19 protein-coding genes are annotated in these 21,915 nt (G+C 74.0%); 11 read left to right on the plus strand and 8 right to left on the minus strand.

What is annotated here, in order from left to right; all coding sequences use genetic code 11:
• Positions 1-7: 7 nt before the first annotated feature.
• On the minus strand, positions 8-619 hold the full coding sequence (locus OSB71_RS01315; RefSeq protein ID WP_265943188.1) for a murein hydrolase activator EnvC family protein: 612 nt from the start codon (positions 617-619) through the stop codon (positions 8-10).
• A gap of 304 nt (positions 620-923) precedes the next feature.
• Here OSB71_RS01315 and rpsB point away from each other — a divergent pair, with 304 nt between their 5' ends.
• The 9 genes from rpsB (at position 924) to OSB71_RS01360 (ending at position 10,970) form a co-directional block, all read left to right on the plus strand.
• A complete protein-coding gene (gene rpsB, locus OSB71_RS01320) occupies positions 924-1,841 on the plus strand; it encodes a 30S ribosomal protein S2 (protein ID WP_265943190.1) in 918 nt (305 codons plus the stop codon).
• 172 nt (positions 1,842-2,013) lie between these two features.
• Positions 2,014-2,850, plus strand: coding sequence for a translation elongation factor Ts (gene tsf / locus OSB71_RS01325; protein ID WP_265943192.1), 837 nt, complete (start codon positions 2,014-2,016; stop codon positions 2,848-2,850).
• Between the two features lie 170 nt (positions 2,851-3,020).
• Positions 3,021-3,770, plus strand: a complete 750-nt coding sequence (pyrH, locus tag OSB71_RS01330) for a UMP kinase (RefSeq protein ID WP_265943194.1) — start codon at positions 3,021-3,023, stop codon at positions 3,768-3,770.
• 73 nt (positions 3,771-3,843) lie between these two features.
• Positions 3,844-4,401: a ribosome recycling factor gene (gene frr, locus OSB71_RS01335; protein WP_265943195.1), complete on the plus strand. Its 558-nt coding sequence runs from the start codon at positions 3,844-3,846 to the stop codon at positions 4,399-4,401.
• 32 nt (positions 4,402-4,433) lie between these two features.
• Positions 4,434-5,558: a phosphatidate cytidylyltransferase gene (locus tag OSB71_RS01340; protein ID WP_416237170.1), complete on the plus strand. Its 1,125-nt coding sequence runs from the start codon at positions 4,434-4,436 to the stop codon at positions 5,556-5,558.
• A gap of 85 nt (positions 5,559-5,643) precedes the next feature.
• Positions 5,644-6,750, plus strand: coding sequence for a dual-specificity RNA methyltransferase RlmN (gene rlmN, locus OSB71_RS01345; RefSeq protein WP_265943197.1), 1,107 nt, complete (start codon positions 5,644-5,646; stop codon positions 6,748-6,750).
• A 282-nt stretch (positions 6,751-7,032) separates the two neighbouring features.
• Positions 7,033-8,106, plus strand: coding sequence for a thiamine ABC transporter substrate-binding protein (locus OSB71_RS01350; protein ID WP_265943199.1), 1,074 nt, complete (start codon positions 7,033-7,035; stop codon positions 8,104-8,106).
• Positions 8,107-8,315: 209 nt separating this feature from the next.
• Complete coding sequence (locus OSB71_RS01355; protein WP_265943201.1) at positions 8,316-9,929, plus strand: ABC transporter permease; 1,614 nt, start codon at positions 8,316-8,318, stop codon at positions 9,927-9,929.
• Complete coding sequence (locus OSB71_RS01360) at positions 9,930-10,970, plus strand: ABC transporter ATP-binding protein (protein ID WP_265943203.1); 1,041 nt, start codon at positions 9,930-9,932, stop codon at positions 10,968-10,970.
• A 43-nt stretch (positions 10,971-11,013) separates the two neighbouring features.
• Here the strand turns inward: OSB71_RS01360 and OSB71_RS01365 are convergent, their stop codons facing one another.
• The 3 genes from OSB71_RS01365 to OSB71_RS01375 all read right to left on the minus strand — a co-directional run bounded on the left by OSB71_RS01365 (position 11,014) and on the right by OSB71_RS01375 (position 13,772).
• A complete protein-coding gene (locus OSB71_RS01365) occupies positions 11,014-11,724 on the minus strand; it encodes a hypothetical protein (protein WP_265943206.1) in 711 nt (236 codons plus the stop codon).
• Positions 11,725-11,922: 198 nt separating this feature from the next.
• Positions 11,923-13,302, minus strand: a complete 1,380-nt coding sequence (locus OSB71_RS01370) for an aspartate aminotransferase family protein (RefSeq protein WP_265943359.1) — start codon at positions 13,300-13,302, stop codon at positions 11,923-11,925.
• Complete coding sequence (locus tag OSB71_RS01375) at positions 13,287-13,772, minus strand: Lrp/AsnC family transcriptional regulator (RefSeq protein ID WP_265943360.1); 486 nt, start codon at positions 13,770-13,772, stop codon at positions 13,287-13,289. The genes OSB71_RS01370 and OSB71_RS01375 overlap by 16 nt, the downstream gene beginning before the upstream one ends.
• A gap of 174 nt (positions 13,773-13,946) precedes the next feature.
• On the opposite strand from OSB71_RS01375, the gene OSB71_RS01380 reads away from it, so the two are divergent.
• Entirely contained in the window at positions 13,947-15,380 is a 1,434-nt protein-coding gene (locus tag OSB71_RS01380) for a gamma-aminobutyraldehyde dehydrogenase (protein WP_265943208.1), read from the plus strand.
• 136 nt (positions 15,381-15,516) lie between these two features.
• Here the strand turns inward: OSB71_RS01380 and OSB71_RS01385 are convergent, their stop codons facing one another.
• Positions 15,517-16,593, minus strand: coding sequence for a glutamate--cysteine ligase (locus tag OSB71_RS01385; RefSeq protein WP_265943210.1), 1,077 nt, complete (start codon positions 16,591-16,593; stop codon positions 15,517-15,519).
• 308 nt (positions 16,594-16,901) lie between these two features.
• On the minus strand, positions 16,902-18,083 hold the full coding sequence (locus OSB71_RS01390; protein WP_416237171.1) for an adenosine deaminase: 1,182 nt from the start codon (positions 18,081-18,083) through the stop codon (positions 16,902-16,904).
• Between OSB71_RS01390 and OSB71_RS01395 the strand changes: the two genes are divergently transcribed.
• Positions 18,082-18,882, plus strand: coding sequence for a DUF4190 domain-containing protein (locus tag OSB71_RS01395; RefSeq protein ID WP_265943214.1), 801 nt, complete (start codon positions 18,082-18,084; stop codon positions 18,880-18,882). The genes OSB71_RS01390 and OSB71_RS01395 overlap by 2 nt on opposite strands.
• Before the next feature lie 178 nt (positions 18,883-19,060).
• Here the strand turns inward: OSB71_RS01395 and OSB71_RS01400 are convergent, their stop codons facing one another.
• A complete protein-coding gene (locus tag OSB71_RS01400; protein ID WP_416237172.1) occupies positions 19,061-20,623 on the minus strand; it encodes an APC family permease in 1,563 nt (520 codons plus the stop codon).
• A gap of 318 nt (positions 20,624-20,941) precedes the next feature.
• On the minus strand, positions 20,942-21,643 hold the full coding sequence (locus tag OSB71_RS01405) for a phosphatase PAP2 family protein (RefSeq protein ID WP_265943216.1): 702 nt from the start codon (positions 21,641-21,643) through the stop codon (positions 20,942-20,944).
• Positions 21,644-21,915 lie beyond the last annotated feature (272 nt).

The following is a 21,915-nucleotide window of genomic DNA, read 5'->3' on the forward strand; positions in this document are numbered from 1 at the left end:
GGCGGTGTCACCTCCCCGTGCGGTCGCCCGGCCCGGCCCGGGGCGGGTGGGGCAGCGGTACGCCGGTGACCGGCAGGAGCACCGAGGGTCCGGACGCCAGCAGCGACAGCGGGTCCTCGTAGGCCGGGCCCACGCGCAGGCCCCAGTGCAGGCAGACCCGGGGCGCGCAGTGGGAGCCCTCGGCCGCGAGGGCGCCCAGCACGTCCCCGGGGCGCACCCGGTCGCCCTCCGCCACCGCCGGGGCCAGCGGTTCGTACGTCACCCGGTGACCGGCCGGGGGGCCGTCGAGCGCGACGGACACCACGCCCCGGCCGGCCAGCACGCCGGCGAACACCACCCGGCCGTCGGCCACCGAGCGCACCGGCAGCCCCGGGCGGCCGAGCACGTCCACCCCGCGGTGTCCCGGCGCCCAGCGCACCGCGGGCGGTGCGAACTCCCGCACCACGGAACCGCCGGCCAACGGCCAGACCGGCTCCGCGGCGGGCACGGCGACGGGCGCAGCGGTCGAGCCGGCGGCGCGCACGGCGAGCGGCGCGGCGGTGGGTGCGGCGGGGGGCGCGGCACGGGGTGCGGCTGCGAGCGCGAGGAGGCACAGCAGCGCGGTGAGCGGGATCAGCATGGGACCAGCGTGCCGTCCCCCGCCGCAACGCACCGGAGCCTGTGGACTACTCACCGGTTGTGCACAACCGCGCGTGTCGCTCGCCCTGCGTGCGGTCCCGTACACTTCTGCTGGCGGCCCGGGTCACCGGGTCGACTTCGCACGCCCCGCCGCCCCCCGTCGGGCGGCCGCGTATCTCGGTCCTGACGTACCGCCCGCCACCTCCGTGGACACCGGCGGACGGCAGGTACGACGTGTCAGGGGCGTCAGGGGCGCCGGCCGCCGGCCGTCGCCGACAACCGAGTACACACCAAGGAGAACGGCCATGGCCGTCGTCACGATGCGGGAGCTGCTGGAGAGCGGCGTCCACTTCGGGCACCAGACCCGCCGCTGGAACCCGAAGATGAAGCGCTTCATCTTCACCGAGCGCAACGGCATCTACATCATCGACCTGCTCCAGTCGCTGTCGTACATCGACCGCGCCTACGAGTTCGTCAAGGAGACGGTGGCCCACGGCGGCACCGTCATGTTCGTCGGCACCAAGAAGCAGGCCCAGGAGGCCATCGCCGAGCAGGCGACGCGCGTGGGCATGCCGTTCGTCAACCAGCGCTGGCTCGGCGGCATGCTGACGAACTTCTCGACCGTCCACAAGCGGCTGCAGCGCCTCAAGGAGCTGGAGCAGATCGACTTCGAGGACGTGGCCGCCTCCGGCCTCACCAAGAAGGAGCTGCTCGTCCTCTCCCGCGAGAAGGCGAAGCTGGAGAAGACCCTCGGCGGTATCCGCGACATGCAGAAGGTGCCCAGCGCCGTCTGGATCGTGGACACCAAGAAGGAGCACATCGCCGTCGGCGAGGCGCGCAAGCTCAACATCCCGGTCGTCGCGATCCTGGACACCAACTGCGACCCGGACGAGGTCGACTACAAGATTCCGGGCAACGACGACGCGATCCGCTCCGTCACCCTGCTCACCCGGGTGATCGCCGACGCCGTCGCCGAGGGCCTCATCGCCCGTTCCGGTGCGGCCGAGGGCAAGGGCGGCGCGGCGGCGGAGCAGAAGACCGCCGAGCCGCTGCCGGAGTGGGAGCGCGACCTCCTGGCGGGTGGCGAGAAGCCCGCCGAGGCCAAGGCCGAAGCCCAGGACGAGGCCAAGAGCGAGGCCCCGGCCGAGCAGCAGGCCGCCGAGCAGCCGGCGGAGCAGCCCGCCGAGCAGGCGCAGCCGGAGGCCCCGGCCGAGCAGGCCTGACGCCCGTCCCGGCGCACCACCCCAGCGCCACCGGACGCACGGCGGGAGCGGCGCCCAGCGCGCCGCCCCGCCGTGCGCCCGCACCCACACTTCGATCGACCCCGATCGGCGCTCCGTGCTCGACCTGGGGCTCGACACCACCTCATCGACATTCCGGGAAGAGATTCACCCCATGGCGAACTACACCGCCGCCGACGTCAAGAAGCTCCGGGAGCTCACCGGCGCCGGCATGATGGACTGCAAGAAGGCGCTCGACGAGGCCGAGGGCAACGTCGACAAGGCCGTGGAGATCCTGCGCGTCAAGGGCCAGAAGGGTGTCGCCAAGCGCGAGTCCCGCACCGCCGAGAACGGCGCGGTCACGGCGCTCATCGCCGACGACAAGGCCTCCGGCGTGCTGGTCGAGCTGAAGTGCGAGACGGACTTCGTCGCCAAGGGTGACAAGTTCCAGGCCGCCGTCACCGCCGTCGCCGAGCACATCGCCGCCACCTCCCCGGCCGACACCGCCGCGCTGCTGGCCTCGGAGATCGAGAGCGGCAAGACCGTCCAGGCGTACGTGGACGAGAAGAACGCCGAGCTGGGCGAGAAGATCGTCCTGGACCGCTTCGCGCAGTTCTCCGGCGGCTTCGTCGCCACCTACCTGCACCGCACCAACCCGGACCTGCCGCCGCAGGTGGGCGTGCTCGTGCAGCTCGACCAGGAGAACGCCGAGGTCGCCAAGGACGTCGCGCAGCACGTCGCCGCCTTCGCGCCGAAGTTCCTCTCCCGTGAGGACGTCCCGGCCGAGACGGTGGAGAACGAGCGCCGCGTCGCCGAGGCCACCGCGAAGGAGGAGGGCAAGCCGGAGGCCGCCCTGCCGAAGATCGTCGAGGGCCGGGTGAACGGCTTCTTCAAGGAGAACTGCCTCCTGGACCAGCCGTTCGCGAAGGACAACAAGAAGTCGGTCCAGAAGGTGCTGGACGAGGCCGGCGTCACGGTGCAGCGCTTCGCCCGGTTCCGCGTCGGCGCCTGAGCCACGTCAGGGCGCGTCCTCTTCGGGGCGGGCCCCAGGGCCCGCCCCCGGATAGGGTCGGGCACACGGCAGCAAAGCCGAGCCGCGCCGAGGAGGCCATTGCCACGGGGAACCGCCGTTCCGGGCAATGGCCTCCTGGTGTAGAGCCGTACGTGCACGAGGAGATCTTCATGAGCAGGACCGAAACCGACCCAGACGTTCCCCGCCGTTTTCTGCTGAAGCTCTCCGGTGAGGCCTTCTCGGGTGGTGGCGGCCTCGGCGTCGATCCCGACATCGTGCACAAGATCGCCCGTGAGATCGCCTCCGTCGTCCGGGACGGTGCGCAGATCGCCGTCGTCATCGGCGGTGGGAACTTCTTCCGCGGTGCCGAGCTCCAGCAGCGCGGGATGGACCGGGCCCGTTCCGACTACATGGGCATGCTCGGCACCGTCATGAACTGCCTCGCCCTCCAGGACTTCCTGGAGAAGGAGGGCATCGACTCGCGCGTGCAGACGGCGATCACCATGGGCCAGGTCGCCGAGCCGTACATCCCGCTGCGCGCCATCCGCCACCTGGAGAAGGGCCGCGTCGTCATCTTCGGCGCGGGCATGGGCATGCCGTACTTCTCCACCGACACCACCGCGGCGCAGCGGGCCCTGGAGATTCACGCCGAGGCCATGCTGATGGGGAAGAACGGCGTCGACGGCGTCTACGACTCCGACCCGGCCAAGAACCGTGACGCGGTGAAGTTCGACGCGTTGACCTACGACGAGGTCATCACCCGCGACCTGAAGGTCGCCGACATGACCGCCATCACCCTGTGCCGGGACAACAAGCTGCCCATCCTCGTCTTCGAACTGCTCGCCGAGGGGAATATCGCGCGGGCCGTCCAGGGTGAGAAGATCGGCACGCTGGTCAGCAGCCAGAGCAACCGCGGCTGAGGCAGGCGCCTCCCGGCGTCGTCCAGGTGAACAACGCTCATTCCCGCTCAATTCATCGAACCAGGAGCACGTGGTGATCGAAGAGACCCTCCTCGAAGCCGAGGAGAAGATGGAGAAGACGGTCGTGGTCGCCAAGGAGGACTTCGCCGCGATCCGCACCGGCCGTGCGCACCCGGCGATGTTCAACAAGATCGTGGCCGACTACTACGGGGCCATGACGCCGATCAACCAGTTGGCGTCCTTCTCGGTCCCCGAGCCGCGCATGGCGGTCGTGACGCCGTTCGACAAGGGCGCCCTGCGCAACATCGAGCAGGCCATCCGCGACTCCGACCTGGGCGTCAACCCGTCGAACGACGGCAGCATCATCCGGGTGGTCTTCCCGGAGCTGACCGAGGACCGGCGCAAGCAGTACATCAAGGTCGCCAAGGCCAAGGCCGAGGACGCGAAGGTCGCCATCCGCAGCTCGCGCCGCAAGGCGAAGGAGGCCATCGACAAGGCGGTCAAGGACGGGGACATCGGCGAGGACGAGGGGCGCCGCGGCGAGAAGGACCTCGACGAGACCACCTCGAAGTACGTCGCCCAGGTCGACGAGCTGCTCAAGCACAAGGAAGCCGAGCTGCTCAAGGTCTGACGGCGTCTTCACGGTTAGGGCTGCGAATTCCAGTGAACGACTCACCCTGGGGCGCCGCGGGTGCCTCCCCGCCGGCGTCCTCGCCGACCGGATACGCCTTTCGGCCCGGTCCGGCACCCCGCCCGTCGGCGGGTCCCGCACACGAGGTCCGCGACACGGCGCAGACTCGGCCTATGCCCATCGCGTCCGACGCCGACGGCGGCGACCAGGAGGAGCACGGCGACCGCTTCGGCCCGCGGCCGGAGGGTCGGCAGCACGGCGGCGCGCCCCTGCCACCCGGAGACCCGGGCCCGGGCGCCGCGCCCGCCAGTCCCGTGCCCGCTTCGCCGCCGGGGCGCGCGAAGCGGGGCGGGCGAGACCTGGGCGCGGCGATAGCGGTCGGTGTCGGCCTCGGTGCCGTCATCCTCGCCTCCCTGTTCTGGGTCAAGGACGTCTTCGTCGCCGTCATCGTGGCGGCGGTCGTGGTGGGCCTGTGGGAGCTGACCACGCGCCTGCGGGAGCGCCGGGGCGTCCGCGCGCCGCTGGTGCCGCTGGCCGCGGGCGGCGCGGTGATGGTCGTGGCCGGATACCTGCGGGGCGCGGAGGCCGCGTGGACGGTGATGGCGCTGACCTGCCTCGGCGTCCTGCTGTGGCGGATGGCGCAGTCCCCGCACGACTACCTCAGGGACGTCACGGCCGGGGTCTTCGCCGCCTTCTACGTCCCCTTCCTGGCCACCTTCGTCGCGCTGATGCTCGCGGCCGACGACGGCTCGCTGCGCGTGCTGACGTTCCTGCTGCTGACCGTGGTCAGCGACACCGGCGCCTACGCCGTGGGCTACCGCTTCGGCAGGCGCAAGCTCGCGCCGCGCATCAGCCCGGGGAAGACCCGCGAGGGCCTGGTGGGCGCCGTCGGCTTCGCCATGGCGGCCGGCGCGCTGTGCACGCACTTCCTCATCGACGGCGGCGTGTGGTGGCAGGGCCTGGTGCTGGGCCTGGCCGTCGCCGCCAGCGCCACCCTCGGGGATCTGGGCGAGTCCATGATCAAGCGGGATCTGGGGATCAAGGACATGGGCCGCCTCCTGCCCGGTCACGGCGGCATCATGGACCGCCTCGACTCCCTGCTGCCCACGGCACCGGTCGTCTGGCTCCTGCTGGTCCTGTTCGTCGGCGCGAGCTGACCTCCGCCTCCGGCACGGCCCGCTCCGACGCCCCCCCGGCCGCCCGGCACGGAACGCACCGCGCATCTGCGACACTGGTGAGGTTATGCCTGCGCCTGGAGAACTGACCTTTGTCGCGCCGCGGGGGGCCAAGAGGCCGCCGCGGCACCTCGCCGATCTCGATCCCGCCCAGCGCAAGGAGGCGGTGGCCGGGATCGGGGAGAAGCCGTTCCGGGCGAAGCAGCTCTCGCAGCACTACTTCGGCCGGTTCGCGCACGACCCCGCCGAGTGGACGGACATCCCCGCCACCGCCCGCGAGAAGCTCGCGGCCGAGCTGCTGCCGGACCTGATGAGCGTCGTGCGCCACATCGCCTGCGACGACGGGGCGACGCGCAAGACGCTGTGGCGGCTGCACGACGGGACGCTGGTGGAGTCGGTGCTGATGCGCTACCCCGACCGCGTCACCATGTGCATCTCCTCGCAGGCGGGGTGCGGTATGAACTGCCCGTTCTGCGCCACCGGCCAGGCGGGGCTCGACCGCAACCTGTCCACCGCGGAGATCGTGCACCAGATCGTGGACGGCATGCGGGCGCTGCGGGACGGTGAGGTGCCCGGCGGTCCGGCGCGGCTGTCCAACATCGTCTTCATGGGCATGGGTGAGCCGCTGGCCAACTACCAGCGCGTCGTCGGCGCGATCCGGCGGCTGACGGACCCGGCCCCGGACGGGCTCGGGCTCAGCCAGCGCGGCATCACCGTCTCCACGGTGGGGCTGGTGCCGGCGATCCACCGGCTCGCGGGCGAGGGGTTCAAGTGCCGCCTGGCGGTCTCCCTGCACGCCCCCGACGACGAGCTGCGTGACACCCTCGTGCCGGTCAACACCCGCTGGAAGGTGCGCGAGGTGCTGGACGCGGCGTGGGAGTACGCGGCGGCCTCCGGGCGCCGGGTGTCCATCGAGTACGCGCTGATCCGGGACATCAACGACCAGGCGTGGCGCGCCGATCTGCTGGGCCGGCTGCTCAAGAACAAGCGGGTGCACGTCAACCTCATCCCGCTCAACCCCACCCCGGGTTCGAAGTGGACCGCGTCGCGGCCCGAGGACGAGCGGGAGTTCGTCCGCGCGCTGGAGCTGCACGGGGTGCCGGTCACGGTGCGCGACACCCGGGGCCAGGAGATCGACGGCGCGTGCGGCCAGCTCGCCGCGGGCGAGCGGTAGGCGGCGGTAGCGAGCGGTAGGCGGGCGGTAGGGCGGGTGCGCCAGCCGGCGGTGGTCGGGCGGCGGGCCCGTCCGGGGGAGGCCGCGGGGCCGCACGTCGGCCCTGGTATCGTCCGAACATACGAATAATCATCCGACAGGGGAGCGCGCAGCGCTGAGAGTGCGGTACCCGCCTCGCACGGCAGGGGACCGCAGACCCTCGAACCTCGCCCGGGTCATGCCGGGTAGGAAGTTCGGAAGTCCGCTCTCGTGCTGCCTTGCGCCCGTATCCGAAGGCGGCACATGAAGCGCACCACTTACCGCGGCGTCCTGGCCGCCGCGGTCGGCACCGCCCTGCTGGCGGGCTGCGGCGGCTCCGGCGACGGCGGCTCGGCGGACGGGGACCGGACGGTCACCCTGGTGACGCACGAGTCCTTCCTGGTGTCGGACGACGTGCTGGACCGGTTCACCGAGGAGACCGGCTACGAGGTCCGGCTGATCAAGAGCGGTGACGCCGGCGTGGCGGTCAACAAGGCCATCCTCAGCGCGGGCAACCCCGAGGGCGACGTCCTCTTCGGCGTCGACAACACCATGCTCTCCAAGGCGCTGGAGGCCGACGTCTTCACGCCCCACCGGGCCGAGGGCCTGGACCGGGTGCCCCAGGAGGTGCGCCTGGACCCCGAGCAGCACCGGGTGACGCCGATCGACACCGGCGAGGTGTGCGTCAACTACGACCGCGCCTACTTCGCGGACCGGGGCGTCGAGCCGCCGCAGACCCTGCGCGACCTCACCGACCCGGCGTACAAGGACCTGCTCGTCGTGCAGAACCCCGCCACCTCCTCGCCGGGCCTGGCCTTCCTCCTGGCGACCGTCGGCGCCTTCGGCGAGGCCGGCTGGCGCGACTACTGGGAGGACCTCAAGGCCAACGGCGTCCTGCGCACCGAGGGCTGGGAACAGGCGTACAACGACCACTTCAGCGCCTCCGCCGCCGGCCGGGACGGCGACCGCCCGCTGGTCGTCTCCTACGCCTCCAGCCCGCCGGCCGAGGTGTACTACGGCACCGAGGACAACCCCGGGCAGGCGCCGACCGGCGTCGCCACCGGCACCTGCTTCCAGCAGACCGAGTTCGCCGGGCTGCTGGACGGCGCGGCCAACCCCGAGGGCGGCAAGGCGCTGCTGGACTTCATGCTCAGCCCCGCCTTCCAGGAGGACATCCCGCTGAACATGTTCGTCCGCCCGGTGCGCGAGGACGCCGAACTGCCGGAGGTCTTCACCCGGTACGGCGCCGAGGTGCCCGAGCCGCACCGCGTGGCGCCCGAGAAGATCGACGCGCACCGGGAGCGGTGGATCGAGCAGTGGTCATCGCTGATGCGCTGACGCGGCGCGCCGCACCGCGGTCCGCCGGAGGGCGCGCGGCCGGGCGCCGGACGGCCGCCCGCCGGTGGACGCCACACCGGCCGGCCGCGCGGCGGGCGCCGGCCGACGGGCCCGGCGGACCGGGGCCCGCGGGACCCGGCGGCCGCCGCCCCGGCCGCCGCCCCGCCGTGCCGGGCCGGGCGCGGGGGCGCGCGGTGCGACCGGCGCTGATGGCCGTCCCCGTGGCGTTCTTCGCCCTCTTCTTCGGCTACCCGGTGGCCGCCATCGTCGCGCGGGGCCTGCGCCCGGACGGGCAGTGGGACCTCGGCCACGCCCGCGAGGTGCTCACCGACCCGGTGACGGCCCAGGTCGTGGGCTTCACCGTCGGCCAGGCGGCCGCGTCCACCGCGCTGACGCTGGCGCTCGCCCTGCCCGGCGCCTACGTCTTCGCCCGCTTCGACTTCCCCGGCAAGCGGCTCCTGCGCGCGGTGGTGACCGTGCCGTTCGTGCTGCCGACCGTCGTCGTCGGCTCCGCCTTCCTCGCGCTCCTCGGGCGCGACGGGCTGCTGGACGAGGCCTGGGGGGTGCGGCTGGACACCTCCCTGTGGGCGATCCTGCTCGCCCACGTCTTCTTCAACTACGCCGTGGTCGTGCGCACCGTGGGCGGCCTGTGGGGGCAGCTCGACCCGGGCCAGGAGGAGGCCGCGCGCATGCTCGGCGCCTCCCGGCTGGCCGCCTGGCGACGGGTGACCCTGCCCGCGCTGGCGCCCGCGGTCGCCGCCGCCGCGCTCATGGTCTTCCTGTTCACCTTCACCTCCTTCGGCGTCATCGAGGTGCTCGGCGGCGCCCGGTACGTCACGCTGGAGGTGGAGATCTACCGGCAGACCGCCCACTTCCTCGACCTGCCCACCGCCGCCGTCCTGACCTGCCTGCAGTTCGCCGCCGTCACCGCGCTGCTGGCCGTGCACGCCCGGACGGTGCGCCGCCGCGAGGGCGCGCTGCGGCTGGTGGACGCCGGGCGCACCGCGCGCCGGCCGCGCGGCGCCGCCCAGTGGACGCTGCTGGGCTCGCAGCTCGTGCTCATCGCCGGGCTGCTCCTGCTGCCGCTGGCGGTCCTCGTCGAACGCTCGCTGGCCGGTCCGGACGGCTACGGTCTGGACTTCTACCGGGCGCTGGCCGCCGCGCCGGACGCGGCCTCCGGCTTCGCCGTCGCCCCGCTCGCGGCCGTCGGCACGTCCCTGCGGTACGCCGCCGTGGCCACACTGATCGCCGTCGTCGTCGGGGGGCTGGCGGCCGCCGCGCTCACCCGGCGCGCCGGGCGGCTGGTGCGTGGCTTCGACGCGCTGCTGATGCTCCCGCTGGGCACCTCGGCGGTCACCGTCGGGTTCGGGTTCCTCATCGCGCTGGACGAGCCGCCGCTGGACCTGCGCTCGGCCTGGCTGCTCGTGCCGCTCGCGCAGGCGCTGGTGGGCGTGCCGTTCGTCGTCCGCACGATGCTGCCGGTGCTGCGCGCGGTGGACGAGCGGCTGCGGGAGGCCGCCGCGGTGCTCGGCGCCTCGCCGCTGCGGGCCTGGCGCGAGGTGGACCTGCCGATGGTGCGCCGGGCGCTGGCCGTGGCCGCGGGGTTCGCGTTCGCCGTCTCGCTGGGCGAGTTCGGCGCGACCGTCTTCATCGCGCGCGGCGACGAGCCCACCCTGCCGGTCGCCGTCACCCAGTTCCTCGGCCGGGCCGGGGAGCTGAACTACGGTCAGGCGATGGCGCTCAGCACGATCCTGATGCTGGTGTGCGCCGCCAGCCTGCTGGCCCTGGAGTGCGTCCGCACCCACCGCGCGGGGGAGTTCTAGATGGCGTCCCTGGACGTGACCGGCCTGACCGTGCGCTTCGGCGGCCACACCGCGCTCGACGGCGTCGACCTGGCGGTGGCCGAAGGCGAGACGGTGTGCGTGCTCGGCCCCAGCGGCAGCGGCAAGTCCACGCTGCTGCGCGCGGTGGCCGGGCTGCGGCCGGTCGACGCGGGCCGGGTGCTGCTGGCCGGGCGCGACGTGGCACGGGTGCCGGCGCACCGGCGCGGGGTGGGGCTGATGTTCCAGGACCACCAGCTCTTCCCCCAGCGCGACGTGGCCGGGAACGTCGCCTTCGGGCTGCGCGTGCGCGGGGTCGGGAAGGCGGCGGCCCGGGAGCGGGTGACGGAGCTGCTGGAGCTGGTCGGGCTGCCCGGCGCTGGGCGGCGCGCGGTGGCCTCGCTCTCCGGCGGCGAGCAGCAGCGCGTCGCGCTGGCCCGCGCGCTGGCGCCGGAGCCGGGCCTGCTGATGCTGGACGAGCCGCTGGGCCAGCTCGACCGGGGCCTGCGCGAGCGCCTGGTGGTGGAGCTGCGCCAGCTCTTCGACCGGCTGGGCACCACGGTGCTGGCCGTCACGCACGACCACAGCGAGGCGTTCGCGCTGGCCGACCGGGTCGTCATCATGGCCGAGGGGCGCATCGCGCAGAGCGGCACCCCGGTGCAGGTCTGGGAGCGCCCCGCCTCCCCGTTCGTCGCCCGGTTCCTCGGCTTCGACAACGTGGTGCCCGGCACCGCGCGGGGCGCGGCCGCCGACACCCCGTGGGGTCCGGTGCCGCTGCCCCCGGGCACGCCGCCGGGACCGTGCTCGGTGCTGGTGCGCCCGGCCGGGGTGCGGCTGGGTGAGCCGCGGGACGCCGACGGCGGCGGGCTCACCGGCACGGTGGCGGCCCGCACGTTCCGCGGCGACCACGTGGTGGTGCTTTTGGACATGGCGCGCGGACCCCGGGCCGAGGCCGCCTGCCCGCTGCGTTCGGCCCCCGAGGTGGGCGAGCGGGTGGCGGTCGGCTTCGACGCGGCCGACGTCGTCCGGCTGCCGCCCGCCTGACACGCCCGGTCGCCCGCCTGGCCCGTCCGGTCGGCCGCCGCGCTCAGCGCGCCAGCGGCAGGGCGGCCAGCACGGCCACGCCCCAGGTCACCGGCGCCAGCACGGCGACGGCCGCGCCCGGCTGGGCGAGCGCCTGCCGGGTGGGGGCCAGCGCGGAGCGGGCGCCGGCCACCGCCGTCAGCACCCCGGTCACCGCGCACGCCAGCACGATGCCGCCGCCGAGCACGGTCAGCGGCCCGAACGGGCGGTCGGGGCCGTAGAGGGTGAGCGCGGCGATGAGGCCGCAGACGGTGGCGCACAGCACGCCCAGAGGCGGGGCGAGGTGCGCGGCCTTCTCCTGGAGCACGCGCCCGGCCAGCAGCCGCACCGCGCCGGGCCGGAACGCCGTGAGCGCCCGCCCGGCGAGCCGGGTGAGCCCGGGCCCGGCCAGCACCAGTCCGAGGGCGGTGAGCGGCCACCCGGCGAAGACCCCGGCGCCCGGGTCCGCCCCGGCGCCGGGCAGCGGGACCGGAGCCCCGGCGGCCCCGGCCGCGTACGTCTCCAGCGCGAGGCCCAGGCCCACGAGCGCGGCCCCGTTGGACAGACCGGCGGGCACGGGGGGCCCGGTGGGCTCCGGCGCGTCGGGCGGGGCCGGGGCGGCGCGGCGGTCGGCTGCGCGGCGCGGGGCCAGCGCGCACGCCACCGCCGTCACGGCCGGGGCGACGAGCAGCAGGGTGAGGGCCGCAGCGGCGCGCGGTGGCCTCCCGCACCGCACGCCACCGCACGGCACCGCACGGTGGCGGGGGCACGGGGCGGTGGGCCGGCGCCCGGCGCGGGGCCCGGGGAGCCCGGTGCGTCCGGGCGTCGGTCGGCCGGGGCCCGGCGGCGAGGGCGTCCCCGGCCCGCCGGCCGGCCCCGCACCCCGGCGGCCGGGGCCGGGGGCGGGGCGCGAAGGGCGCGGGGCGGGGTGGGGTCAGAGCTTGGTCCACGCCTCGGTGAGCACGGTGCGCAGCTTCTGCTCGATCTCGTCGAACGTGCTCTGGTCGGAGATCAGCGGCGGTGCGAGCTGCACGACCGGGTCACCGCGGTCGTCGGCACGGCAGTACAGGCCGTTGTCGTAGAGCGCCTTGGAGAGATAGCCGTACAGGACGCGCTCGGTCTCCTCGTCGTCGAAGGACTCCTTGGTGGCCTTGTCCTTCACCAGCTCGATGCCGTAGAAGAAGCCGTTGCCGCGCACGTCGCCGACGATCGGCAGGTCGAGCAGCTTGCTCAGGGTGGCGCGGAAGGCGTCCTCGTGGTCCAGCACGTGCTGGTTGAGTCCCTCGCGCTCGAAGATGTCGAGGTTGGCCAGGGCCACCGCCGCCGAGACCGGGTGGCCGCCGAAGGTGTAGCCGTGCAGGAAGGTGTTGTCGCCCCGGTAGAAGGGCTCGGCCAGGCGGTCGGAGACGATCGCCGCGCCGATGGGGGAGTAGCCCGAGGTCATGCCCTTGGCGCAGGTGATGATGTCGGGCACGTAGCCGAACTTGTCGCACGCGAAGAGCGTGCCCAGCCGTCCGAAGGCGCAGATGACCTCGTCGGAGACGAGCAGCACGCCGTACTGGTCGCAGATCTCGCGCACGCGCTGGAAGTAGCCGGGCGGCGGTGGGAAGCAGCCGCCGGCGTTCTGCACCGGCTCCAGGAAGACGGCGGCGACCGTCTCCGGGCCCTCGAAGAGGATCTGCTGCTCGATCTGGTCGGCGGCCCAGCGGCCGAAGGCCTCCGGGTCGTCGCCGTGGATCGGGGCGCGGTAGATGTTGGTGTTGGGCACCTTGTACGCGCCGGGCACCAGCGGCTCGAAGGGGGCCTTGAGGGCCGGCAGGCCGGTGATGGACAGCGCGCCCTGCGGGGTGCCGTGGTAGGCGACGGCGCGGGAGATCACCTTGTACTTGGTGGGGTTGCCGGTGAGCTTGTGGTACTGCTTGGCCAGCTTCCAGGCGGTCTCCACCGCCTCGCCGCCGCCGGTGGTGAAGAACACCTTGTTCAGATCGCCCGGGGCGTGGTGGGCGAGCCGCTCGGCGAGTTCGACGGCCCTGGGGTGGGCGTAGGACCACACGGGGAAGAAGGCGAGCTCGGCCGCCTGCTTCGCGGCGGCCTCGGCCAGCTCGGTGCGGCCGTGCCCGGCCTGGACGACGAACAGCCCGGCGAGCCCGTCGAGGTACTGCTTGCCCTGGTCGTCGTAGACGTAGGTGCCCTCACCGCGCACGATGGTCGGCACGGGGGCGTTCTCGTACGACGACATGCGGGTGAAGTGCATCCACAGGTGGTCGTACGCGGTACGGGAGAGGTCCTTGCTCACGGTTATCGAGTTCCCCAGGTGTAGGTCTGCTTGCGCAGCTTGAGGTAGACGAAGCTCTCGGTGGAGCGGACGCCGGGCAGCGTCCGGATCCGCTTGTTGATCATCTCGAGCAGGTGCTCGTCGTCCTCGCAGACGATTTCGACGATGAGGTCGAAGGAGCCCGCCGTGACCACGACGTAGGCGACCTCCTCCAGCTCGGCGAGCGCGTCGGCCACCGGCTCGAGGTCCCCTTCGACGTTGATGCCCACCATGGCCTGCCGCAGCAGGCCGACGGTCAGCGGATCGGTGACCGCGACGATCTGCATGACGCCCTGGTCCTGCAGCTTCTGGACGCGCTGGCGCACGGCCGCTTCCGACAGGCCGACGGCCTTGCCGATGGCGGCGTACGGCCGCCGGCCGTCCTCCTGGAGCTGTTCGATGATGGCCAGGGAGACGGCGTCGATCGTCACTCCGCCGTTCGGTTTCTTCTCATCACGAGCCACGAGCATCACTGTGCACGAGGTCTCGGCGGTCATGCAAGCCGACAGCGGTGTTTTTCGTTGTGGATCAGCCATGTGGCGACTGATTCCGTGGTTGGCGCACAGTGGCCCTGTTGAAAACGTGAGAGAGCCGGTTAGGGTGGGTATCTCACCCATCGGACAACGGAGCAGGAGGGTGTTGACGTGACCACCGAGCTGCGTCGGCTGCGCAACTACATCGACGGCGAGTTCCGGGACGCCGCGGACGGGCGGACCACGGAGGTGGTCGACCCGACGACCGGCGAGCCGTACGCGCTCGCCGCGCTCTCGTCCGCCGCCGACGTCGACGCGGCCATGGCCGCCGCGGAGTCGGCGTTCCCGGCCTGGCGCGACGCCACCCCCGGCACCCGGCAGCTCGCGCTGCTGAAGGTCGCCGACGCCCTGGAGGCCCGGGCGGACGAGCTGCTGGCCGTCGAGTGCCAGAACACCGGCAAGCCGCTGGAGCTGACCCGGCACGAGGAACTGCCGATGATGCTCGACCAGATCCGGTTCTTCGCGGGCGCCGCCCGCATGCTGGAGGGCAAGTCGGCGGGCGAGTACATGGACGGCATGACGTCCTTCGTGCGCCGCGAGCCCGTCGGCGTCTGCGCCCAGGTGGCGCCGTGGAACTACCCCATGATGATGGCGGTGTGGAAGTTCGCCCCGGCCATCGCCGCGGGCAACACCGTGGTACTCAAGCCCGCGGACACCACCCCCGCGTCGGCCGTCTTCCTGGCCGAAGTCATGGGCTCGATTCTGCCCAAGGGCGTCTTCAACGTCGTCTGCGGGGACCGGGACACCGGCCGCCGCATGGTCGAGCACCCCACCCCGGCCATGGCCTCCATCACCGGCTCGGTCCGGGCGGGCATGGAGGTGGCGGCCAGCGCCGCCAAGGACGTCAAGCGCGTCCACCTGGAGCTGGGCGGCAAGGCCCCCGTCCTCGTCTTCGGCGACGCCGACATCCCGGCGGCCGTCGAGGGCATCCGCGACGGCGGCTTCTTCAACGCCGGGCAGGACTGCACCGCCGCCACCCGCGTGCTGGTGCACGACAGCGTCCACGACGAGTTCGTCTCCGCGCTCGCCAAGGCGGCCGCCGAGGTCAAGACCGGTGACGTCACCGACGAGGACTGCTTCTACGGCCCGCTGAACAACCCCGTCCACCTGGAGAAGGTGCAGGGCTTCATCGACCGCCTCCCGGCGCACGCCAAGGTCGAGGCCGGCGGCGAGCGCGTCGGCGACAAGGGGTACTTCTTCGCCCCCACCGTCGTCTCCGGGCTGCGGCAGGACGACGAGATCATCCAGAACGAGGTCTTCGGCCCGGTCATCACCGTGCAGCGCTTCGGCGACGAGGACCAGGCCGTGCGGTGGGCCAACGGGGTGGAGTACGCCCTGGCCTCCTCGGTGTGGACGACCGACCACGGGCGCGCGATGCGGCTGTCCAAGGCGCTGGACTTCGGCTGCGTGTGGATCAACACGCACATCCCGCTGGTGGCGGAGATGCCGCACGGCGGGTTCAAGAAGTCCGGCTACGGCAAGGACCTCTCCTCGTACGGCTTCGACGACTACACGCGGGTGAAGCACGTGATGACCGCGCTGTGAGCCGGCGCCGGGCGTGCTCCCGCGCCCGGCCCGACGCACGCACCGGCGCGCACCCCGGCCCCGTCCTCCCGGCCTTACGGCGAGGACGGGGCCGGGGTGCGTGGCACCGACCGCCAGGCGGGCGCGGGGCCGGAGATCAGGCGAGGGTGCGCTCGACCGCGTCGGCCACGACGTCGCGCAGGTCGCCGCCGCGCTCGCGGACCGCGCGCTGGCGCCGCGCGCCGTTGCCCCGGCCGAGCACCGCGCCCACCCCGTCCTTGACCAGCGCCAGGTCCCCGGCGTCGGCCAGCGCGTCGGCCACGTGGTCGACCAGGGCCGCCACCACCGTCCCGGCGGGGGCGGCGCGCCGGGTCAGCGGGTGCACGAGCGTGCCGGTCAGCCCCGAGCGGGCCGCCCGCCAGGACGCCAGCCGCAGCACCTCGGCCCCCACGGGCGCCGGCGGCTCGCCCGCGCGCCACTGCCGTGCGGCCGTCTCCACCAGGCCCCGCACGAGCGCCGCGAGGAGGACGGTGTCCGCGCTGTCCAGGCAGACGTCCGCCACCCGCACCTCCACGGTCGGGTAGTTCCGGGAGAGCCGGGCGTCGAAGTAGACCATGCCCTGGTCGAGCAGGGAGCCGGTGTCCAGCATGGCCGCCACCGTCGCGTGGTAGGCCTCCGGGTCGCCGAACAGCGGGGTGGGGCCCGAGGAGGGCCACCGCCCCCACACCTGCGTCCGGTAGCTGTCGTGGCCGCTGTCCCGCCCCTGCCAGAACGGCGAGTTGGCGCTGAGCGCCACGAGCGGCGCCAGCCACGGCCGCACCCGGTCCAGCACGGCCACGCCCTCCGCCTCGGAGGCGACGCCGACGTGCACGTGGCAGCCGCACGTCAACTGCTCCTCGGCGGTCATGCGGAACTCCTCGCGCAGCCACCGGTAGCGCTCGCCGGCGCTCACCGAGGGCTCCACGCGCAGCGGCGAGGTCCCCAGCGCCGCCACCGCCGCGCCCGCCTGACCGGCCCGCCGCGCCGCCTCGGCGCGCCACCTGCGGACCTCCTCGGCCAGCTCGGCCATGGTCGTCCGGGGCCGGGTCCCGGTCTCCAGTTGCTCGCGCTGCAACTCCTTCTCCAGCCGGGTGTCGTCCTCGGCGTAGGCGAGCGCGGCTCCGGAGACGTCCTGCGGCTCCCCGGTGTCCGGGTCCACGAGCAGCAGTTCTTCCTCTACGCCCACGCTTCGCATCCGCAGCCCCTCAGCCTGCCGGTCGCGCCCCGCCCGGGAGCCGCCGGTCCACCCGTTCACCCTGGTGTGACCTGCCGCCTTCCCCGCGAGCGGCGGACCAATCCGGCGGGTGCGCGGGACGGGTGCGACGGGCGCCGCAAGGCCGGGGCGGCGGCCATCGCACCGCGCCCGGCGGCGCGGGGCGCCCCGGGCCGGTGGGTCGCGGGCGGGCCGACCGGTGCCGCGGAGGGGCGGGGCGGCGAAGGCCGGGCCCGTAAGGGGCGCGGGGCGCCGGGCCGTCGGCCGTCCCTCCGGTGTGGGCGGTGCCCCTACGGTGTGGGCAGCTCCGGCGTGTGGGAGGCGAGGTAGGACGAGAGGTAGGCGTCGATCTCCGCGGTGAGGGCCGCCTTCGCCGGCGCCTCCAGGAACGAGGCCTCGACGCCGTTCCTCGCCAGCCCCGCGAGCCCGGCCGCGTCGAGGCCCAGCAGGCGCGCGGCGATGGCGTACTCGGTGTTCAGGTCGGTGCCGAACATCGGCGGGTCGTCGCTGTTGATGGTCACGAGCACCCCGGCGTCCACCATCTCGCGCACCGGGTGCTGGTCCAGGACCGGCACCGCGCGCGTGGCGATGTTCGACGTCGGGCACACCTCCAGCGGGATGCGCCGCTCGGCGAGGTGTTCCAGCAGGCGCGGGTCCTGCGGGGCGCTGGTGCCGTGGCCGATGCGCTCGGCGCGCAGGTGGGTGAGGGCGTCCCAGATCGTCTCCGGGCCCGTCGTTTCGCCCGCGTGCGGCACGCTGCGCAGGCCCGCCGCGATGGCGCGGTCGAAGTAGGGCTTGAACTGCGGGCGCGGCACGCCGATCTCCGGGCCGCCCAGACCGAAGGAGACCAGGCCCTCGGGGCGCAGGTCGCAGGCCAGGCGCGCCGTCTCCTCGGCCGCCTCCAGACCCGCCTCGCCGGGGATGTCGAAGCACCAGCGCAGCGTGACGCCCAGCTCGGCGGCGGCCGCCTTGCGGGCGTCCTCGATGGCCTCCATGAAGGCCTGCTCGGGGATGCCGCGCCGGACGGAGCTGAACGGCGTGACGGTCAGCTCCGCGTACCGGATGCTCTGCCCCGCCATCTCGCGCGCGACCTCGTAGGTGAGCAGGCGCACGTCCTCGGCGTCGCGGATCAGGTCGACGACGGAGAGGTAGATCTCGACGAAGTGGGCGAAGTCGCGGAAGGTGAAGAACTCGGCGAGCGCCTCCTGATCGGCCGGGACCCTCGCGTCCGGGTGGCGGGCGGCGAGCTCGGCGACGATGCGCGGCGAGGCCGAACCCACGTGGTGGACGTGCAGCTCCGCCTTCGGCAGTCCGGCGATGAAGTCGGACAGCTCCTGCGGGACGGTCAGATCGGTCGGTTCTGACAAGGGAAACCTCCGGTGTGCCTCGGCCCTGGCGGACCGCCCGCCATCGTAGAGGGAGCCGTGGGCAGGGCACCTACGATGGGTGAACCACGCGAACGGAGGCGGCATGACGCAGGACGCTACGGACGGCGACGGCGCGCGGGAGGCGCGGAACGGTCCGGTGCCCTCCGCGCCCGGGTCGGCCGGGCGCACGGACCCGTGGGCGCCGCCGGCCGAGGACCCGTGGGCGCCGCCGGGGCGCGGGCCCGGGGACGCCCTGCCGTCGGCCCCGGTCGCCGAGCAGCCCACCCTGACCGCTCCCCTCGCTCCGCCCCCGCCCCGGCCGTCCCCCTCGCTCACCAAGGGCGCCGGTTCCGCCGTGCCGCCGGTGCCGCCCGCGCCCTCCCCGCCGCCTCCGCCCCCGGCACCGGCGCCGCCCGTCGGCGGCTACGGCCACGGACACCCCTACGCCGCGCACCCGCACGCCCCGCACCCGCACCCGCACGCCGCGCATCCGTACGCGCCGCCGCGGTACGGCTACGGCGGCTACCCCGTAGCGGGCTGGGCGCCGCCCGCGACCCCGCCCACCAGCGGCATCTGCACGGCGGCGATGGTGCTGGGCATCGTCGGCACGGCGCTGTCGATCACCATCTGGGGCGGCTTCGTCGGCATCGTCTGCTGCCCGGTCGCGATCGGGCTGGCGGTGGCCGCGCGCAAGCGCGTCGACCGCGGTGCGGCGCACGGCTCCGGGCAGGCCACGGCCGGGCTCGTCCTGGGCATCATCGGCACGGTGCTCTCGGCGCTGTTCGTGACCCTGCTCCTCATCGGGCTCTCCGGCGGCTTCGACGAGGAGGAGCCGGAGTACCGGTACGAGGACGGCTACGGCGCCACCACCGCCACCGCGCCCCTCGCCACCGGCCCGCGGTAGCCGAACCGGGCTCCGCCCGCCCCGGCGCGCCGGCCGCGTCGCTGTGCGGCGACGTCCGGGCTCCGTCGCGCCCGCGGCCACGGTGCCGCCCGTCCGGCGCGCGGCGTGCGGCCCGCCCGCAGCGCCGGGGCGCGGCACCCCGGTGCTGCGGCCGGGTACCGCGCCTCCGGCGGCCGGGTCAGTCGTCGGCCACCAGCGGCGGCGTCGAGCGGTGCAGCACCTCGCCGCGGAAGAAGGCGGGGCTGCGGCGCTGCATGAGGAGCATGCACACCCCGCCCGCCAGGAGCAGGCCGACGCCGATGACGAAGACGCTGCCCACCCCCGCGATCGAGCTGCCGGTGCCGTAGGCCGGGTCCCACATGTCCACCAGCGTCTTGCCGAACACGGCCGTCAGCAGCACGCCGCCCAGCAGCGGCAGCACGCCCTTGGTCAGCGCGTCGCGCACGCCGCGCCGCAGGTCGGCCCGGAAGTACCACACGCAGGCGAAGGCGGTCAGCGCGTAGTAGAAGCAGATCATCAGGCCCAGCGCGTAGATCGTGTCGATCAGCACGTTCTCGCTGACGAGCGTCATCACCGCGTAGAACAGGCCGGTGGCCGCGCCCGCCGCGACCGTCGCCCGGCCCGGGGTCCGGTGCCTGGGGTGCACGGCGGCGAAGGAGGCGGGAAACGCCTGGTAGGTGCTCATGGCGAGCATCGTGCGGGCGGCGGGCAGGAAGGTCGTCTGGAGGCTGGCGGCGGCGGAGGCGACGACGGCGAGGAAGAGCAGCGCGCCGAGCGGGCCGAGCACGGGGTCGGCCAGGGCGGCGAAGACGTTGTCGGCGGTGGCCGGGTTGCCCAGGCCCAGCCCCACGGTGCCGGTGCCGGAGAACTTCAGCGCGGCGACGGCCGTGAGCACGTAGGAGCAGACCAGCACCACGATGGAGATCATCGCGGCCCGGCCCGGGGTGCGGGCGCTGCCGGTGGTCTCCTCGTTGACCGTCAGGCTCGTGTCCCAGCCCCAGTAGATGAAGATCGACAGGGACAGGCCGGCCGTGAAGGCGCTGAAGGAGCCGACGGCGGTCGGGTCCAGCCAGGACAGCGAGAAGTCGGGCGCCGGGGCGGTGGCCGGGGCGCCCTCGCCCGCCTTGGCGAAGGCCATGACGACGAACAGGGCCAGCACCGCCATCTGGAGCGTCACCAGCGAGTACTGGAACCACTTGGTGGCCGTCATGCCCCGGTAGCTGATGGCGGTGGCGGCGGCGATGAAGACCAGCACGGTCGCGACGTGCCCGGGCGTCGACTCCCCGAAGCGCACCACCGCCGCGCTCCCGGTGAGCTCGCCGAGCAGCAGGTAGAAGAACTCGGCGGCCACACCCGCGAGGTTCGACAGCACGATCACCGTGGCGACGACCAGGCCCCAGCCCGTCATCCAGCCGATGCGCGGGCCGAGCGCCTTGACCGTCCAGGTGAAGGAGGTGCCGCAGTCGGGCACCGCGCGGTTGAGCTCCCGGTAGGCGAAGGCGACCAGGAGCATCGGCAGGAACCCGGCGAGGAAGACGGCGGGCGTCTGCGGCCCCACCTCGCCCACGGTGGGCCCGAGGGTGCTGGTGAGGCAGTACACGGGGGCGACGGTGGACAGACCGATGACGGCGCTGCCGAGGAGTCCGACGGAGTTCCTGTGGAGCCCCTTGGACCTGATGTCCTGCGACGCGGCGCCGTCTGCCATCCCTCCGGCCGGGCGCCGGTTGACGAGCTGAGCCATGCCCCGGACGGTATAGCGTGCTGTATCCGCACCCGTCGTTCTCCGCTCACTCGTGCGACGCCTTGCATTCACGTGGCTGACGCCCGAACTTTCCGTTCTTCGCAAGGTTTAGGCGGGTGGTCACCGGATGAAGCGACGGCGTGACGCCGTCGCTTCCGTCATGCGGTAATCGCAGGGTGTCCGGTTTGCCGGCCGGGGAGAATTTCCCCGACTACTTTCCGCAACCACGGTACGGCCCCCGCCGGCACGGCACGGCACGGCGCGCCACCGCGCCGCGCCACCCCGCCCGTGTGGGCCCCCGGCTCCCCGCGGGGGCCGTCAGCCGCGCCGCCCGGGCCCCGTCGAGCCCGCGCGGCGGGCCGGTCGCGCCGCCGTCCGGCAGGCGGTGGGGGAGCGGGGAACCGGGTGGGCGACACCGTCCGGCGCGGACCCCCGCCCGCGCCGCGGGACACGGAATCCGCTCGTCCGCCGCGTCACCGCCGCGACGGCGAGCAGCAGCAGGCCGCCCAGGCACCAGCTCGCGGCGACGTCCAGCGGCCAGTGGTAGCCGCGCCGCACCAACCCCGCGCCGACCCCGGCCACCACGGCGCAGACCGGGATTACCAGTGCGGACCGCGCCGCGCGTCCGCGCAGGTGCGGCAGCAGCAGGAGCGCGACCGCGCCGTAGGCGACCACGGCCGTCGCGGTGTGCCCGGAGGGGTAGTACCCCTGGCCGCCCAGCGGTCCCACCCGGTCCACCAGCGCCTTCAGCGGTGCCACCAGCAGGGGGACGGCGGTCATCGCGCCCACGACCGCCAGGAGCGGCCCGGGGCGCCGGCTCCGCCACCAGGCGTGGCCGAGGACCGGCAGCAGCGCCGGTACGGCCACGTACCAGTGCCCGAGGTCGGCGGCGAACTCCGCGAGCCCGCCGTCCGCCCCCGGCGCGGCCGGGTCCGGCTGCCGGAGGGCGGCGGCCAGCCGCTCGTCGGCGTCCCGCAGCCGACCGTCGGTCACGACCTGCCACGTCAGTACGGAGAACACCGCCAGGAGGGCGGCGGCGAGCAGGAGCCGGAAGGGGGACGGCCGTCCGGGAACAGGGGGGAGTATTCCCGGACGGCCGTGCTGAGGACCGGTCACCGCGCGCCCCGGGGGGCCTGGGGCGCACGGCGGTCCGATCGGAGCGCCGCACACGGGTGCGTGCGGCCGGGCCCCGCGGCGGCGGCCGTGGAGCCGGTGGTGCCCGCAGTCCCGTGCGGGCCGGGTGGTGCGTCCATCCACCGCCGACCGTACGGCACGGCCACGGACGGCGGGAG

The sequence above is a fragment of the Streptomyces marinisediminis genome (assembly GCF_026262575.1).
Taxonomy (GTDB): Bacteria; Actinomycetota; Actinomycetes; order Streptomycetales; family Streptomycetaceae; genus Streptomyces; species Streptomyces marinisediminis.

Coding starts and splice junctions, on each gene's coding strand:
- OSB71_RS01315 (WP_265943188.1), bottom strand. CDS start 619: ATGCTGATCCCGCTCACCGCGCTGCTGTGCCTCCTCGCGCTCGCAGCC.
- rpsB (WP_265943190.1), top strand. CDS start 924: ATGGCCGTCGTCACGATGCGGGAGCTGCTGGAGAGCGGCGTCCACTTC.
- tsf (WP_265943192.1), top strand. CDS start 2,014: ATGGCGAACTACACCGCCGCCGACGTCAAGAAGCTCCGGGAGCTCACC.
- pyrH (WP_265943194.1), top strand. CDS start 3,021: ATGAGCAGGACCGAAACCGACCCAGACGTTCCCCGCCGTTTTCTGCTG.
- rlmN (WP_265943197.1), top strand. CDS start 5,644: ATGCCTGCGCCTGGAGAACTGACCTTTGTCGCGCCGCGGGGGGCCAAG.
- OSB71_RS01350 (WP_265943199.1), top strand. CDS start 7,033: ATGAAGCGCACCACTTACCGCGGCGTCCTGGCCGCCGCGGTCGGCACC.
- OSB71_RS01355 (WP_265943201.1), top strand. CDS start 8,316: ATGGCCGTCCCCGTGGCGTTCTTCGCCCTCTTCTTCGGCTACCCGGTG.
- OSB71_RS01360 (WP_265943203.1), top strand. CDS start 9,930: ATGGCGTCCCTGGACGTGACCGGCCTGACCGTGCGCTTCGGCGGCCAC.
- OSB71_RS01375 (WP_265943360.1), bottom strand. CDS start 13,772: ATGCTCGTGGCTCGTGATGAGAAGAAACCGAACGGCGGAGTGACGATC.
- OSB71_RS01385 (WP_265943210.1), bottom strand. CDS start 16,593: ATGCGAAGCGTGGGCGTAGAGGAAGAACTGCTGCTCGTGGACCCGGAC.
- OSB71_RS01395 (WP_265943214.1), top strand. CDS start 18,082: ATGACGCAGGACGCTACGGACGGCGACGGCGCGCGGGAGGCGCGGAAC.
- OSB71_RS01390 (WP_416237171.1), bottom strand. CDS start 18,083: ATGCCGCCTCCGTTCGCGTGGTTCACCCATCGTAGGTGCCCTGCCCAC.
- OSB71_RS01400 (WP_416237172.1), bottom strand. CDS start 20,623: ATGGCTCAGCTCGTCAACCGGCGCCCGGCCGGAGGGATGGCAGACGGC.